This is a genomic window from Mucilaginibacter sp. R-33 (genome assembly GCF_049949235.1).
GTDB lineage: Bacteria > Bacteroidota > Bacteroidia > Sphingobacteriales > Sphingobacteriaceae > Mucilaginibacter.
On record NZ_CP188089.1, the window covers coordinates 1149212 to 1165693 of the forward strand.

At 41.7% G+C, this 16482-nt stretch carries 15 protein-coding genes and 1 pseudogene; 4 read left to right on the forward strand and 12 right to left on the reverse strand.

All coding sequences use genetic code 11. The annotated features are described in order from the left end of the window. The first annotated feature begins 137 nt into the window (after nt 1–137). A complete protein-coding gene (argS, locus tag ACP26M_RS05075; protein WP_426586749.1) occupies nt 138–2066 on the forward strand; it encodes an arginine--tRNA ligase in 1929 nt (642 codons plus the stop codon). Nucleotides 2067–2178: 112 nt separating this feature from the next. Here argS and ACP26M_RS05080 read toward each other — a convergent pair. From ACP26M_RS05080 to ACP26M_RS05110, 7 genes and pseudogenes are all read right to left on the reverse strand, one after another. Beyond that, nucleotides 2179–2241 (reverse strand): annotated as a pseudogene (locus ACP26M_RS05080) (hypothetical protein); the annotation flags it as partial. A 99-nt stretch (nt 2242–2340) separates the two neighbouring features. Next, on the reverse strand, nt 2341–2469 hold the full coding sequence (locus tag ACP26M_RS05085) for a hypothetical protein (protein ID WP_426586751.1): 129 nt from the start codon (nt 2467–2469) through the stop codon (nt 2341–2343). Nucleotides 2470–2537: 68 nt separating this feature from the next. Further along, nucleotides 2538–3428: a 3-hydroxyacyl-CoA dehydrogenase family protein gene (locus ACP26M_RS05090; protein ID WP_426586753.1), complete on the reverse strand. Its 891-nt coding sequence runs from the start codon at nt 3426–3428 to the stop codon at nt 2538–2540. Nucleotides 3429–3477: 49 nt separating this feature from the next. Continuing rightward, nucleotides 3478–4095, reverse strand: coding sequence for a dethiobiotin synthase (bioD, locus tag ACP26M_RS05095; RefSeq protein WP_426586755.1), 618 nt, complete (start codon nt 4093–4095; stop codon nt 3478–3480). After that, nucleotides 4088–5221 carry an aminotransferase class I/II-fold pyridoxal phosphate-dependent enzyme gene (locus tag ACP26M_RS05100; RefSeq protein WP_426586757.1) on the reverse strand — a complete coding sequence of 378 codons (1134 nt, stop codon included), beginning with the start codon at nt 5219–5221 and terminating at the stop codon, nt 4088–4090. Before ACP26M_RS05100 ends, bioD begins: the two co-directional genes overlap by 8 nt. Before the next feature lie 65 nt (nt 5222–5286). Then, on the reverse strand, nt 5287–5646 hold the full coding sequence (locus ACP26M_RS05105; RefSeq protein WP_090526887.1) for a hypothetical protein: 360 nt from the start codon (nt 5644–5646) through the stop codon (nt 5287–5289). Between the two features lie 74 nt (nt 5647–5720). Next, entirely contained in the window at nt 5721–6497 is a 777-nt protein-coding gene (locus tag ACP26M_RS05110) for an XRE family transcriptional regulator (protein WP_426586759.1), read from the reverse strand. 86 nt (nt 6498–6583) lie between these two features. Between ACP26M_RS05110 and ACP26M_RS05115 the strand changes: the two genes are divergently transcribed. Next, a complete protein-coding gene (locus ACP26M_RS05115) occupies nt 6584–6940 on the forward strand; it encodes a nuclease (RefSeq protein WP_090526890.1) in 357 nt (118 codons plus the stop codon). On the opposite strand, the gene msrB is transcribed toward ACP26M_RS05115, so the two are convergent. Next, entirely contained in the window at nt 6927–7406 is a 480-nt protein-coding gene (gene msrB / locus ACP26M_RS05120; RefSeq protein ID WP_426586762.1) for a peptide-methionine (R)-S-oxide reductase MsrB, read from the reverse strand. The genes ACP26M_RS05115 and msrB overlap by 14 nt on opposite strands. Nucleotides 7407–7519: 113 nt before the next feature. Then, nucleotides 7520–8080 carry a fasciclin domain-containing protein gene (locus ACP26M_RS05125; protein WP_426586764.1) on the reverse strand — a complete coding sequence of 187 codons (561 nt, stop codon included), beginning with the start codon at nt 8078–8080 and terminating at the stop codon, nt 7520–7522. 91 nt (nt 8081–8171) lie between these two features. Here ACP26M_RS05125 and ACP26M_RS05130 point away from each other — a divergent pair, with 91 nt between their 5' ends. Then, the gene (locus ACP26M_RS05130) at nt 8172–9173 is read left to right on the forward strand and encodes a phosphotransferase enzyme family protein (protein ID WP_426586766.1); all 1002 of its coding nucleotides are present in this window, start codon (nt 8172–8174) and stop codon (nt 9171–9173) included. Between the two features lie 85 nt (nt 9174–9258). On the opposite strand, the gene ACP26M_RS05135 is transcribed toward ACP26M_RS05130, so the two are convergent. Further along, entirely contained in the window at nt 9259–12474 is a 3216-nt protein-coding gene (locus ACP26M_RS05135) for a DPP IV N-terminal domain-containing protein (RefSeq protein ID WP_426586768.1), read from the reverse strand. Nucleotides 12475–12586: 112 nt separating this feature from the next. Beyond that, on the reverse strand, nt 12587–14914 hold the full coding sequence (locus ACP26M_RS05140; RefSeq protein WP_426586770.1) for a penicillin-binding protein 1A: 2328 nt from the start codon (nt 14912–14914) through the stop codon (nt 12587–12589). Nucleotides 14915–15164: 250 nt separating this feature from the next. Between ACP26M_RS05140 and ACP26M_RS05145 the strand changes: the two genes are divergently transcribed. Next, nucleotides 15165–16043 carry a polyphosphate kinase 2 family protein gene (locus ACP26M_RS05145; protein ID WP_426586772.1) on the forward strand — a complete coding sequence of 293 codons (879 nt, stop codon included), beginning with the start codon at nt 15165–15167 and terminating at the stop codon, nt 16041–16043. A 64-nt stretch (nt 16044–16107) separates the two neighbouring features. Here ACP26M_RS05145 and ACP26M_RS05150 read toward each other — a convergent pair whose 3' ends face one another. After that, nucleotides 16108–16476, reverse strand: coding sequence for a DUF4870 domain-containing protein (locus ACP26M_RS05150; protein WP_426586774.1), 369 nt, complete (start codon nt 16474–16476; stop codon nt 16108–16110). Nucleotides 16477–16482: the final 6 nt, after the last annotated feature.

Sequence of the window (16482 nt, forward strand, 5' to 3'; positions counted from 1 at the left end):
CAGATTTTGAGATAATCCTGTTATGTATTTACGGTATGACATAATATTAATATGACTCCGTATGGTGCCTCCTAGTCTACGTGTAAACATCACCATTTTAGTATTCGCAATCTGCCCATTTTATTTAATTTTGCCGAATGGATTTTATTATTGAAGCAGCCGTAAAAGCAGTTAAACAACTATACCAAACTGATATTGAACCGGCTGCCGTTAGCATACAGGAAACTCGTAAAGAGTTTGAAGGACAAGTAACCATAGTAACCTTCCCGTTCACCAAATTTTCGCGCAAAGGCCCGGAACAAACCGGCACCGAAATAGGGGAGTACCTCAAAAACGAATTGAAGGAAGTTGCTTCTTTTAATGTGATCAAAGGCTTTTTGAACCTTTCAATAACCGACGAATACTGGATTAGCCAGTTATATAATAATATTATTGCCGATGACTTCGCGGCAGCAAAACCTAACGGACAAAAGGTGATGGTTGAGTATTCATCGCCCAATACCAATAAACCGCTGCACCTTGGCCATATCCGTAACAACCTGTTGGGTTATTCGGTTGCTGAGATCCTGGCAGCCGATGGCTATGAGGTGATCAAAACCAACCTGGTTAATGACCGCGGAATCCATATCTGTAAATCCATGCTGGCCTGGCAAAAGTTCGGTAACGGCGAAACTCCCGAATCATCTGGTATGAAAGGCGATCATTTGGTAGGCAAGTATTATGTGCTGTTTGATAAGGAACTGAGAGAGCAGCTTAAACCTGTTCTGAACGATGTTTATGAAAAGCATGATCTTTCGGTGTTTAAAGAAAATCAGAAAACGAAGATTGAAGATTCGTTAGCTACCATAGTTAAGGTAAAGGATAAACTTGCTCAAACCGATGCAGTAAATCAAAAGCTGATCGGCGAACTGAATGAGAAAATTGCAGGCGAAGAAGATAAGATCAAAGAGATAGCCAAAAATGCCACTCCTATCATGATCGAAACCCAGCAGATGCTGCAAAAATGGGAAGCCGGTGATGAAGAGGTAATGAATCTTTGGCGCACCATGAACGGCTGGGTGTACGCCGGTTTTGCTGAAACTTACAAGCAACTGGGTGTTGACTTTGATAAATACTACTACGAGTCTAACACATACCTTTTAGGTAAAGATATTATTGAAGAAGGCCTTGCAAAAGGCGTATTCTTTAAAAAAGCAGATAACTCGGTTTGGATAGACCTTACGTCAGACGGTCTTGACGAAAAACTGGTGCTTCGTGGAGATGGTACATCGGTTTACATTACCCAGGATATGGGTACCGCACAGTTAAAGTATAACGATTACAACATGGATAAATCAATCTATGTGGTAGGTAACGAGCAGGATTATCACTTCAAAGTACTGTTCCTGATATTGCAGAAATTGGGTAAAACAGGTGCAGATGGATTGTTTCATCTATCATATGGTATGGTTGATCTTCCATCTGGCAAAATGAAATCGCGCGAGGGCACAGTAGTTGATGCTGATGACTTGATGGCCGAGATGGAAGCAACCGCCAAAGAGCAAACCGAAGCCATGGGCAAGGTTGATGCGTTTAACGAAGAAGATAAGATTGCATTATATCATACCATTGGTATGGGCGCACTTAAATACTTCCTGTTAAAAGTCGATCCAAAAAAACGTTTGCTGTTTGATCCTAACGAATCGGTAGATTTCCAGGGACATACCGGACCGTTTATTCAATATACCCACGCCCGGATTAAGTCGGTATTAAGCAGGGCTGATTATCAGGTTGGAATTAAACCGACTGTAACTGAACTGGCAGGCGTTGAACGCGATTTAATTGTATTACTTGATAAATACCCTGAAACAGTTAAAGAAGCTGCAAAAGGTTATAGCCCGGCTGTTATCGCCAATTATGTATATGAGCTTGCTAAAACATATAACAAGTTCTATCATGAAAAGTCGATCTTACAGGCTGAAGATGAGGATTCAAAACAATTCCGTCTGGCCTTATCGGCATCATCAGCCAAGGTGATCAGCAAAGGGATGAAACTTTTAGGTATTGAAGTGCCGGAAAGGATGTAAAGCCCCCTACCCCCCTAAGGGGGGAACAAGAGCGGTTAAAAGAAAAAGCCTTTAGCAGAAAAAAAATGCTAAAGGCTTTCTGTTTTATAACTCCCTCTTTAGGGCCGGGGGGCTACCTCCAATACCCCCTTACCCAAACATATCCCCGATTGGTTGGTTGCCAATGTCCCTGAACATATACCCGGTTATATCTTGGCCTTGCATAAAAGCCCTGGCGGTAAACGTAATGGTTACCGCGCCAAACCCATTCGCCGGGTACCCAAACAGCATTAGGTTAGGGAGCTACCGGACGAACATAAACCGGTTCAACCGGGCGTTCGGTTACGTAAGCCTGGCTTGAGCATGATGCAAATAATGAGCCTGTTAGGGCGAGTACTATTCCTAATTTAGCAATGGTCTTCATTTCAGATGTTTTTAGTTGTTCAGTATAATAACTTTTGACAACATCCAACATCGAAAGTTTAACGGCGTTTAGGCTATGAATTTATCGGCCACAACCAAATCTTTGCTACTCGCGGAGTATTTATAAAACCCGCTACCTGTCTTGGCTCCTAAGTGGCCAGCCGTAACCATATTTACCAACAACGGACAAGGCGCATATTTGGGATTGCCAAAGCCATCGTGTAAAACTTTCAAAATAGCAAGGCAAACATCAAGCCCAATGAAATCAGCTAATTGCAGCGGTCCCATAGGGTGGGCCATGCCCAGTTTCATCACCGTATCAATTTCCTGTACGCCGGCTACACCTTCATACAGGGTGTAAATAGCCTCGTTTATCATCGGCATTAAAATCCGATTGGCTACAAAGCCTGGATAATCATTAACCTCAACCGGATCTTTGCCCAAAGTGCGCGAAAGCTCCATAATGGTTTCGGTAACGGCATCAGTAGTGGCATATCCGCGTATCACTTCGACAAGCTTCATCACCGGTACCGGGTTCATGAAATGCATGCCTATAACGTTGCCCGGGGATTTGGTTACCGATGCAATCTTAGTGATGGAGATAGATGAGGTATTGGAAGCAAGGATAACTTTATCATTGCAAATTTCACTCAGCTGTTTAAACAGTTTAAGTTTTATTTCCTGATTTTCGGTAGCCGCTTCAATTACAAGGTCGGCATTTTGAGCACCTTCTGCCAGATCAGTAAAAACATGGATCCGGCTCATAGTTTGGGCTTTTACATCTTCATTTATAATGCCTTTTTTCAGCTGCCTGTCCAGGTTATTGTCAATAGTTTGCAGGGCTTTACTCAGGGCGTTATCGCTGATATCAACTAATGATACCTTAAAGCCATGCTGGGCAAAAGTGTGGGCGATACCGTTGCCCATAGTACCTGAGCCAATTACAGTGATGTTTTCCATAGTGTATATTTACGAAGCCGGCAAAATATCGGTTTATGAAAGCTGCCGATTACAAGGTAATAAACTTACCAGCCTCTTTAACGGTTTTTTTGTTGATAGTTTTAAATTCAGGGATCTGACCGAGATCGGCAACTTCTGAATATTCAAGAATATAACTTTTTGAATAGATATCCTTATCTCCATTAAAAATGACCCCCATAACCGGGATGCCGTATTTTTTTAATGCATGTAACGAAAGCAGGGTATGGTTAATGCTGCCCAAATAGTGTTTGCTTACCAGTATTACCCGGGCATTAAGCTGTTTAATGAGATCGATGATCAGGAAGTTATCATTCAAAGGTACCATCAAACCACCGGCTCCTTCTATAATTAACTGGTTATCGGTTTTAGGCAGAACGATGTTTTCCAGATCGATAGTCACTTTATCAAGGGCAGCAGATTTATGAGGGGAGAATGGCTGAGTTAAAGCATAGGCCTCCGGGAAAAATTGGGTAACCGGATTTGAGATAAGACTTTTAACTTTCAGCGTATCGCTTTTATCAAGATCGCCCGACTGTATGGGCTTCCAGTAATCTGCGTTTAATTTTTCGGTTAAAATAGCCGAAACCAAGGTTTTACCTATGCCGGTATCAATACCGGAAATAAATATCGGTTGCTTATCAGGCATGTAATAGTATAAATTTGTTAAGCGTTGCAGCAAGCAAAGTTAACTCATTTTCGGTATTAAAACTATGCAGGCAGATCCTGATGCGCTCGGTACCTTGTGCAACGGTAGGGCTTAAAATGGGCCTCACATCAAGATTATTGGTTTGCAGCTGCCTGGCTGCTTCCCGGGCTGTTTCGTTACTTTTGAGCACGATACATTGGATGGAGCTATCGCTGTTTAGCAGTGTATAGGTTTCGCCCGCGTTTACTTTCTGTTTAAATAACCGAATGTTCCTTTTTAGGTTAATGATGGCCTCGTTTGAGTTTTCCAATAGCTGATATGCCATTTTGATCGCCGCAAGCTGATGGAAAGATGCAGCAGTAGTATAAATAAAAGAACGTGAAAAATTGATGAGGTAATTCCGTAGGTTGCTGCTTCCAAGTACTATTGCACCATGACTACCCAAAGCTTTACCAAACGTAATCACACGGGCAAAGATCCTTTGCTGTAAACCAAGTTCACAAACCAACCCTTTAGAATAGAGACCTACAGCATGTGCTTCATCAACAATCAGGGCGGCGTTATATTTCTCAGTAAGGTTGAAAATCTCTAAAAGGGGAGCGGTATCTCCATCCATGGAGTAAACACTTTCAATAACCACATAGCAGTTGCCCTTAGCTAACTTTAATTTGGCTTCTAAACTTTCCAGGTCATTGTGCCTGAAACTATAGCGATTGGCATAGCTTAACCTTGCGCCGTCGATGATCGAGGCATGTACCAGCTCGTCCAAAATTAGCGTATCACCGCGCTGGGCCAGGGACGAAAGCAAACCCAGGTTAGCATCATAACCCGAATTAAAAAGCAGGCCGGCTTCACTTTGGTGATAAGCAGCTATTTGATCCTCCAGATCTTCGGCATATTGTATGTTGCCCGATAGCAGCCTTGAACCGGCGGCTCCATTTAAGCTAAGCGGATGGTTGTTTACCTCGCGAGCGATGCTTTGTTTCAGAACTGCCGATCGGGCAAAGCCGAGGTAATCATTAGAGCAAAAATCAATCAGGCTGCTTTCGGGTTTCAGTTGCCGGTATGTGCCTGCCTGTTGTCTTTCATCTAATCTGCGTTTTAAAAAGTCTTCGGCTGTATTCAATGTGCTTCGTTTTGTGCAAAAATAAAAAAAGCGACCATTGGCCGCTTTTTTCTATTTGATAATATTTACCGGCCGCCGCCGCCCTGGCGCATGCGATCCATTCTTTCCTTCATTGCCTTATCATAAGCAGCAGCCTGCTCTGCTGTTAAAATAGCTTTGATCTTGGTGTTGGTTGCTTCCATCATGGGGCGCATTGCCGAACGCATTGCATCCCTGTCGCCGTTGGCAGCAGTGCGTACGCTGTCCATTTTGGTTGCCTGCTCTTTGTAAATTGCCGTGATCTTAGTAGTTTGATCATCTGTTAATTTAAGCTGGGTTTGCAATTCTTTTGCTCTTTCTTCCGGGCTTCTTCTCATGCCACCCTGTGCGTAGCTGGCTGCTGAAATTCCTAAAAGGAAGCAGCACATTAACAATAATTTTTTCATAGCTTTTTAATTTAATTTACGTTTTATCAGTATGATAAAGATAGATCGTAATGGTTTAAAAAAGCCGATGTAACTTAATTGTTGCCTTGCTGTAAGTTAGATATGGAGCGCTGCATCTGGGCCATCATTGCTGTAAGGCTTTCCATGGTAGGCTCAGGAGAAGGTGTTGGTAATTGTGTTGAAATATAACCTTTAGCTTTCCATATTTCCAGTACATCTTCGCCCGATATTTCATAAGGTTCATAAACCGGGTTATCAGAAATAAGTTTTAGCTTTTTGTTTTCTTTAAATTTATTACCGATGCGTTTGTAAACCACGCCGTCATTTTTAGATATTACTACATAGGTTTCGCCGCTTTTTACATCGCCCCAATTCTCTACATATTCACCTATTATAATAGTACCGGATACAAGGGGTAGCATGGAGTCGCCTTTGATCTCGAAAGCACGGTAAGTGCCCTGTTTAAACATAGGCAGGTAAAACTTCGGAAGCTGTGCCACGTATTCAGGATCGGCATAACCATTAAGGTATCCGGCGCTGGCTTTTACGGGCACCATTTCTATATTTTCATTTTCTTCCTTATCAACAGAAATACTCAGGATCCGCAGGTTGGCGGGGTTGCCTTTTGGTTTTGGCTGCCATTTTTCGTTGATGGTTTCGTTGATAAAGTCATCAATAGTAACATCAAAATAGGTTGCTAATGTTTTTAGTAAGTCATATTTAGGGTCGGCCCGGTCTTCTTCGTATGCGCCTACTAATGAACGTTTTATACCTAATTCGTCCGCAAATTGCTGTTGCGTTAAACCCTTCTTTTTGCGGAGAAACTTAATATTTTGTGAAATTATTGACATAAAATTTGGATTTGCTAAATTTATTAGTAATTTTATGCTCATAAAGTTAGTAATAATTATCTGTTCACCAAATTTTTTATCATAAAATGAAACGTTTTGTTTATATCATTACCGACAGGAACCGTAAAAATCTGCATGTAGGCCTATGTTCAGACCTGATGAAAACCATCCAGTTTTACAGCGAAATGCCAACTTTGTTTTTCGATAATGCACAGCAGCTTAACCGTTTGGTTTATTTTGAGGAGATCAATACCGAAGAGCAGGCAATGGAACGTTTTAAAGTGGTGAGCACTTTTACACGCCCGCAAAAAGAAAAAATGATCAGATCTGTTAATGCCGATTGGATAGACCTCACCATTGGCTTAAAATATGAGCAGGGCTTACGTGTAAGGCCGCAGCTGCGCCCGTCCTTAAATGTGAACCGCAGGGTTATGGCTTTTTAATAAATTTTAAAGCCCCTGAGTTCATGCAGTACCTTTTGCCGCCGCGGTCGGCAGGCCCGTCATCAAATACGTGGCCAAGGTGTAAGCCTGTACTTTTTTCAATAACTTCATCACGACTCATGCCGTAGCTGTTATCAGTAATTATTGCTACTTTTTTCGGGTCGACAGGTTTAACAAAACTTGGCCAGCCCGTACCGCTATCAAATTTGTCATCAGAGGTGAATAGCGTATCGCCGGTTGCGGCGCTTACGTAAACACCTTTTTCATGATTGTTCCAATACTCGTTCTGATAGGGTGGTTCGGTGCCACTTTCAACCATAATATGGTATTGATTGGATGTAAGCGTCTTTTTCCATTCATCGGCAGGTTTGCTCAGTTTACGTTTGGCACCCTGCCCGTTGGTATTTTGGCATCCTAATGCTATCAGGATGCTTAAAGCTATCACTGTTAAGATGAGTGTTTTCATAACCCATTATGTTTTGATGTTATAGATGCTTCCTTTTCGTTGCCGGAAACTATTATGAGCTTTAACTCAAATACGTAATTTTATTGTATGAGGATTGTCATTTGGCAGTCTGTTTATATGAGCTTCTTTTTGGGTACCAGTACTTTGTTTACCAGATGTACTATGCCGTTGTTTTGTTTAATATCAAACTGACTGATTGTACTTTTACCTCCGTTGCCATCAATCAAAACAATATTGTTATTGCTATCTATTTTAGCGAACAATTTACCGCCCGATAGCGTGGTAAACACTGCCAACCCTTTTCCTTTGTTGATCTTTTTCTGAATATCTTTTGCTTTTAGCTGCCCGGCAATGGCGTGGTAGGTAACTAAATCTGTAAGTTCCCAAATATGCGCAGGTTTGGCAAGAGAGTCGAACTTTCCGGTAGGCATATCGCTATATCCGTCGTCAACCGGCACAAATACGGTGATTGGTCCCCGGCTGGTATAAGTGAGTGCAAGGTTTGTTTTTTGAATAAAAATGTAAAAGGTATGCGTATTGGGCGCTGCGGATATGTTTTTTACAATATCATTGGCCGGGAGCATTGCTGTGATATTACTGCTTTTGTTTTCGGTTTGGGCCAGCAATAATGCCGGGCAAAATACAATGGATATTAACAGCAGTAACTTTTTCATAGTCTGTAGGTTATAGGTTAAACATACAAAATATAAATAGGTTTTAAAATGGATAACCGGGTTGTAGATTATAAGCTACCTTTGTTAACCTATGGAAATCTTCCCTACGCAATACTCAACCTTATCATCAAAAGCACTGAATATAAAACTTCAGGAAAGTTATGGTTTAAGCCATACAACATGCCGGTTATTGATCCGCAATGTGAGCGACACTTATATTATAGAAAATGCAGCCGAAAAGTACATTTTTAAAATTTACAGGGATGCGCACCGAAAGCTGGAAGAGATCAAAGGCGAGGTAGAGTTATTAACTATCCTGTTTCAAAGAGGCGCAAAAGTATCCCGGCCTATTCCTGATAAAAGCGGCGAAACGTTACAGGTATTCAATGCTGCCGAAGGGATTCGTTATGGTGTGTTGTTTTCATGGGCACAAGGCGGTGTTGTTTATTCCATGAATGATCAGCAACTCGAAACTGTGGGCAGGGAGATGGCCGCTATTCATAATATTACATCTGCAATGGAGCTTAGCTATCACCGTCATACGTACTCAATAGAAACTGTTATCGTTAATCCACTTAAAATACTTGAGCCTGCATTTGCAGGCCTTGAAGATGACTATGCCTATCTAAAGCAAACTGCCGCTGAAGTAATGGAGAGGTATAATCAATTTGATGAAGGTTTTAGCTATGGCTATTGCCATTTTGATTTTCTTCCGAAAAACTTTCATTTCGATGATGCGGGTGAAATAACTTTCTTTGATTTTGATTTCGTAGGTAAAGGTCTGTTGGCTTATGATATTACATCTTTTTTTATTCACTATTTTTTAGAGTTTACCTACGGAAAAATCACTGAGCAAGAAGCGCGTGATGCTTTCCGGACTTTTATTAATAGTTACCGTAAAGTACGGGCTTTATCAAATGAAGAAATAGCCGCCATACCATATTTAGGTTTTGGATTTTGGGTGTTTTATTTTGGCTTTCAATATGAAAACTTTGATGACTGGTCGAATTTATACTGGGGGCCTAAGTTTATGAAAGACCGCGTTGCATTAATTAAGAAATGGATGGAGACGGCTCATCTTTTATTGCCATAGTTTGATATTGAAGTAAAGATAAAATAGAAAAGGCGGTCACTAAGCCGCTTTTCTGTTTTATCATCGTAATAAGTAGTATTACATATTACCAACCTGGTGTAAAACCTAAACCAAACAACGGTTTTTTAACATCGCTGCGGTTAAAGGGAACAGCCAGGTAAGGCTCTAAAATAAAAGCACCAAATACGTTAATACGAAGAGAAATCCCCGCGCTCAAGGCAGGTACCCGGCCGTAAACGTTTTGTGTTGTAGTAGTGCCGTCAGAGTTTATAAAATCCTGTTGACCAATCACCGGCGGATCTTTCTGAAAATAGATATGATCTCCGGCGTTCCAGGCTAAACCGGCATCAAAAAACAAGTTAAGATCGGTAAACAGGAATTTGGATTTAATAGCAGCCAATTTTTCGGGACCGGTAAATGGCAAGCGTACCTCAAAGTTAAACACAGCCAAACGACTGCCTGATAATTGATCGATAGTAAAGCCGTTGGTTGTAGCTTTACCGTTGTTATAAAATGTTTGCCCTTCGTAACCCCTGATGTAGAATGGATAGCCTACAAATAAGGGATAAAGTCCCTTATCATCACCAAATCTGCCCGTTGCAAAGAACCTCGCTGCAAAGGTTACAGGCGCGGTGCGTACATATTTCCTTACATCAATAGTGGGCGAAAAGAAACGATAGGTACCAAAGTTATAACCCGCTTCCAGCCTGTACCTGAAACCATTCAACGGCGCTGTTACACCAAAAAACGAATTATCACCAATTAACGCGGTTGAAAGCGTTAGGATGGAATATGATTTTAGATTATAAAAATAGGTTGAGCCGTAGTTTTGATTAAGGGTTGCAGACTCTTCTTCGTTAGGGATTTTTTTCCTGTCGGAGCTGATGTAATTACCAATTCCTATTTGCTGCTTGCCATTTACTACAGCAGTATCAATCAGGTAATAATCGCTGTAACGGTCAACACGGTAATAGTTGTGTGAGGCTGCTCCGCTCACCTCAAAACGGGTTGTCCTGGAAATAGGGTATGAGGTGAACACCCTGCCCGCATCCTCAAAATTGCGGATAATGTCAATGTTATCAGAATAAACGGTTTGATTTTTACCGCCCACATTCCTGACCGGGTAAGTAGTTGTATTGAAGCCGAACTGATAAGGGATGTGAGAAACGCCCACACCAAGGTTCCAGCGGCCGGTTTGGTTTACGTAGGTTACAGCAGCGCCTGAATCATAGATCTGCCCGTTTACCGATGCAGCGGCAAAGATTTGGTTGCGCCCTAATATATCACTGAATACGCCCTGGATCCCGCTTGAAAGACTTGTGCCATAGAAGTTACTTACACCAACACCAATGCCGCTGCCTGCAAGGTAATCAAGCTTAAACTTGGAACGGAACGGAATAGCCTTAACCGAATCAGTCGGAATTTTACGATAGGCTAAAAAGTTGTTCAGGTTAGAGTTAATCAGGTCGACGCCAACAGAGCGGTTTGGCGGCAGAGTGCCTGCTGCAAAGTTAACTTCACCCGGCTGCACAACAACAGGAGTAAAGTCGGACGCTTTGGCGTTATAAATGGAATATTTTTGCGCGCGATAGTAAGAGTAAACCACGTCATCGTGATTGGAAATACTTAATGCTGGTGAATATTCAGTAATGCCCGAAATGCCGGTAAACAGGTTGGTCATTTGTTCTATCTGACCCGACGCGATAGTATAGCGGTAAAGGTTGCGAAAGCCATCACGGTTTGACAGGAAGTAGATCTGCTTGCCATCAGCCGAATATTGCGGGTTCAGATTGTTTGCGCCGTTAAAAATTTTAATGTCGGTTACTTTTCCGGTTGTTAGATCAAGCTCGGCCAGATTAAAGGGGATATCCTGCTCCAACGACTGATCATAAGTGGTCCTATCGCTCGAAAAGATGATCTTTTTACCGTCCGGTGAATAGCTTGGCTGGTAATCGGAAAACTTATCGTTGGTAAGTTGCGTGATCTTTTTAGTATCGAAGTTATAAGAGTACAGATCACTTTGCCCTTCTACCAATCCCTGGAAAACGATATCCTTGCCGTTGGGTGACCATGACAGGTTACTAAACTGGACTACCTGCTCCATCGAAATATCATCAATTACATTGCCGCTTTTCAGGTCAACTACATCGAGCCTGTTACGCCCTTTGCTAAATACACTAAAGGCGAATTTAGTCCCGTCTGGCGACCAAGCACCTGCCGATTCGATGAAGTTAAACTCATCAATATGGGTGTTGGATACCTTACTCGTGAGCTTTCGTAATATGCGCCCTGTTTTAGCATCGGCCAAATAAAGATCAATGCTGAATAAACTTTTGGCCGATAAAAAGGCGACATATTTGCCATCGGGACTAACGGATGGAGCAACCACAAGGTCACCGCCGTTTTTACTGTCAACCAGTTTGATGCCTTTTGGTGTTTGAGTGGTATCCTTTAAAAAGGGTTTATAAGTAGCCTCGATAGAGTTTTTCCAAAGTCGGGAGAGCGTCCGGTCATCATAACCAAATGTACGCCTGATGCCATATTCCAGACCAAATCTGGCCGCGTTTTTAAAGAAGGGTACTATAACCGTATCACCATAAGTTGAACCTATGAACGACCAGAATGCTTCGCCATAACGATAAGGGAAGTATTTGCTGCTTTCGGTAAGATCGCGAACAGTAGGAATATCATGGTTCAAATAGGCGTCACGCATCCACATGGCTGTATAAGTGTCCTTCTTACCTAAAGACAGGTATTCGGCCATACCCTCTATCATCCAAAGCGGAATGTTGTTTATATTTTCGTATTCGGATGAATCATGTCCCAGCAATAAACGATATTGGAAAGCGTGTACCAACTCGTGCCCGATAACGTGCCTCGTGGTTTGGTTGGTTTCCATCACCGGCATCACCACCCGGTTTTTTAGGCCTTCGGTAACACCGCCTGTACCTACGCTAATTTCACCATCAATAGCGGTTGTTTGCTGAAAATCGGGATGGTTGGCATATAATATTATTGGATTGGCATGTTTAAATGTATCCTTGAAAACCTGTTGATGCAGGGTGTACCACAGTTCACTTTCCTGGGCAAAGCGTTTTACCATACTATCATTTTTCAGGTAATAGTAAATCTCGAAGTGAGGGGTTTTATAAACGTTAAACTTAAGGTTTTTGTACCTTACCTTGTTTTGGCCAAAATATTGCGCCCTGGCATTGATGCTTATCAACAGCGGGCCAACAAAACAAATGAATATAATGGTGTGCTTTTTAACTCTATTGAAAAGTGAGTAAACTTTATTCATATATTATTTAACTAAATAGATATGGCTAATTTAACAAAATAAGGTTGCTCTTAATTAAAAAACAACCTTATTCATTTTCTCTTCATTAACAGAAAGTAAGCGCCGATAATCCTTATTTATTGCCCGGCGGTATATTTTCCGGGTTTTCCGGATTGTTTTCCTGTACAGGTGTTACGCCTGTTGTATCAATTGGGTTGCTTATGCTATCTGTTGAGGTTGTATCTTCTTCAATATGCGGCGACGGGCAATTATAAGTTTTGGTGATCTTGGTCCATGGTTTTGGGAATGGTCCGTAAGTATATCCTAACGACTGATCGGCATATACTTTTTCCATAAACCTGCCGAAGATGGGCAACGCCGTATGCGAACCTTCGCCGGTTTCGGATGTGGTAAAGTGTACTGAGCGGTCATCGGCGCCAACCCAAACTCCCGTAACGAGATCTTTGGTGATACCCATATACCAGCCATCCACATAATCAGATGATGTACCGGTTTTGCCGCCTATCTGGTTGTCTTTTTTCCAAAGGCCGTTGTATTCCCACAGCGCCTGTGAGGTTCCACCGGGTTCTTCCATTCCCCCGCGGAACATGTAGAGCATGAGCCAGGCAGTTTCTTCACTTAAAACCTTTTCGGTTTTAAGCTTAAACTCCTGTATAACATTGCCTTGCTGATCAGTGATTTTAGTGACCAGCAACGGATCCAATTTTTCGCCCTTGTTAAGAAACGTGCTATAAGCCCTAACCATCTCATAAACCGAAACATCATTTGAACCCAATGATACCGATGGAACGGCCTTTAAAGGGCTTTCGATGCCGCAGCGGTGAGCGTATTCCACAATTTTATCCCAGCCCACTTTTTCGGTTAGTTGTGCTGTAATGGAATTTACAGATTTACCCATAGCCCAGCGCAGTGACATTTCACGATAGGAGAAATGGAAGTCGGCATTGTTAGGCTCCCAAACTTTGTCCTCGCCATTGTCTTTGTATTTGATGGATACCGGCTTGTCGGTAAACTTATCGCAAGGGGTAAAGCCATTATCAAGCGCCGTTAAATAGGCAAATGGCTTAAAGGTGGAGCCTGCCTGTCTGCGGCTTTGGTTTACGTGATCGTAATTAAAGAAACGGTGATCGATACCGCCAATCCAAACTTTTATTTTACCGGTTGATGGCTCCAGTGTCATCATGCCGGTGTTCAGGATTTTAGCGTAATATTTTATAGAATCTATAGTAGAAAAAGTAGTGTCCTGTTCTCCATGCCAGGTAAACACAGTCATCCGCTTTTTCGTTTTAAAGTAATCCTGGATCTTTATCGTATCCCCGCCGTATTTTTTTTCAAGTAACTTGTAAATGGGGAGCCTTTGTTCGTTTTTGAGAATGAAATCTTTGATCTCAACGCCTTTTGAATCGCGCCAGGGATTTTTGTTCCCCCAAAGATTATAGAAGCGTTTTTGCAGCATCTTCATTTTTTCGGTAACAGCTTCCTCGGCATATTGCTGCATTTTTGAATCGATGGTAGTATAGATTTTCAGGCCATCTTCATAAAGATTGTAATCGTTTTCCTTACACCATTTATCCAGCCATTTCTCAACGGCGCGGCGCAGGTATGAATCGCCGTGGGAGTCGTCTTCAACATAACTCAGGTCGAGCCCGAGTGGCAATGCAACGTTATTTTTATACTGGTCGGCAGTGAGGAACTTATATTTTTCCATTTGTCCCAATACAGTATTGCGCCTTTCGGTAGCGCGCTGCGGATTTTTAATGGGGTTGTAGCTCGATGTGGCTTTCAGCATGCCGATAAGTAAGGCTGATTCGGCAGGGTTTAAGGTGCCGGGCTGCTTATTAAAATATTTTAACGATGCTGTTTTAATACCGTATGAATTGTTGCCAAAGGGCACGGTATTGAAGTACAGCGTCAATATTTGCTGCTTGCTGTAAACGTGCTCAATTTTAAAAGCGGTAAGCCATTCCTTGCATTTATAAACAATGGTGCGCAGTACCGGGATATGCTTAATGACGCCCTGCGATTTCTTTTTACGCGTTTCAAAAAGGTTTTTGGCTAACTGCTGGGTTATGGTGCTGCCGCCGCGGCGGTCGCCTTTGGCTGTTGAGAGTACACTGGTAAAAAAGGAGTAAAAATCTACGCCGCCATGACTGTAAAACCGTACATCCTCAGTTGCCACAAGGGCGTTTATGAGGTTGGGGGAGATCTCTTTAAATTCAATTGGTGAGCGGTTTTCCTTGTAATATTGGCCTATTAGCTTTCCATCGGCAGTGTAAACTTCCGATCCCACCGAAAGTACGGGGCTTTTAATATCCTGCATGTCAGGTGAGTATCCGAAAAGCCAAAGGAAGTTAAGCTCAATAGAACAAAAGAAAATAATTACGAAGTAAATGAATATGACAAAATATCTCAGAAATCGGTTGCGTATACGTCTGAACATTGGGTAAAGATGTAAAATTATGACACTATATCATAGTGCAGTTTAACAAATATAAACAACGTAAAATAGACAGGTAAATTTTAGGTTAACGCTGGCATAATACATATTTATATTGTGCAAAGTACACAATAAATAAATCAAAAACTTTTTGGATATAAAAAATCGCCTATTGAAGGTTGCCGCGTGTATTTGAAATCAAGTTGCTAAAACTTTAATGTTGTTTTTGTACTTTGTATGGATATCTATTTATATGAAAAGTTTAACAGAACAATTTAAAGTACCAAGTAATAGCAAATTTTCGCTGAGTGATCATGATCCTGCATTTAGTGATGGTTACGAAAAAGAAGATGCTCGGTCTGTTTTGGATGAACTGATAGCTGAAACTTCTAAATTGGAGGCGCAACTTTATGCCTCAAATAGTTATTCATTGCTTATTATTTTTCAGGCGATGGATGCTGCCGGAAAAGACAGTGCTATAGCGCACACTATGTCGGGCATAAACCCGCAGGGCTGCCAGGTGTATAGCTTTAAACAGCCCAGTTCAGAAGACTATGACCATGATTTTTTATGGCGACATTATAAAGCCCTGCCTGAAAGAGGGCGTATTGGTATCCATAACAGGTCGCATTATGAAAATGTACTTGTCGTTAAAGTCCATCCGGAGCTTGTTTTAAAAGAAAATAACCCCGCGATAAAACAAGTAGAAGATATTGATAAACAGTTTTGGGAACAACGATATGAGAGCATCCGCAATTTTGAAAAGCATATCTGTAACAGCGGAACTGTTGTGATTAAATTTTTCCTTAATGTTTCAAAGCAGGAGCAAAAAAAGCGGTTTTTAAAGCGAATAGATAACCCCAAAAAAAATTGGAAGTTCCAGGCCAGCGATATTGCGGAACGGGAGCATTGGGATGAGTATATGAAAGCTTATGAAAAAGCCATTAACGAAACTGCTACAGATGATTGTCCCTGGTATGTTATCCCGGCTGATAAGAAATGGTTTACGCGCATCGCGATATCAACTATAATCAGGGATACCTTGAAAAAGTTGAAGCTGGAATTCCCTGTTTTGCCTAAAGACGAAATGGAAAAACTACAGGAGGCTAAACAGTTGTTAGAAAAACAATAACGGAAATATTAAGACTTACGAAATTTTCAAAACTTCGTAAGTCTTAAACTGCGCTGTGAAAATCTTAAATGCCTGAAAACATATTTTGTGCGGGCTCGCCTATAAGGGGCATTGGTTTTCTTTCGCCGTTAATTGCGCCAATTAAACCGATGATCCAAATAACCAGTAAGCCCAAGCGTATAATCCAGAGGATAGACGCACCAATGAATATTCCTGATGTTACAAAGGCCATGCCTATAATAAAACCGGCAATCCATGAAATAAGAATTGAAACCAGGTGAAACAATAAGGTTTGCCTCATATGGTAGGATGCAAGCGGTGTTTTATTGTTGGTGTATAATGCAAAATAAGCAATAAGCCACCCGATAAGCGTAAAATAACTGATGATGCCGGCGGTCTTACCGTCGTCGGTTGTTGGTTTGTAATTTTCCATGTGTGG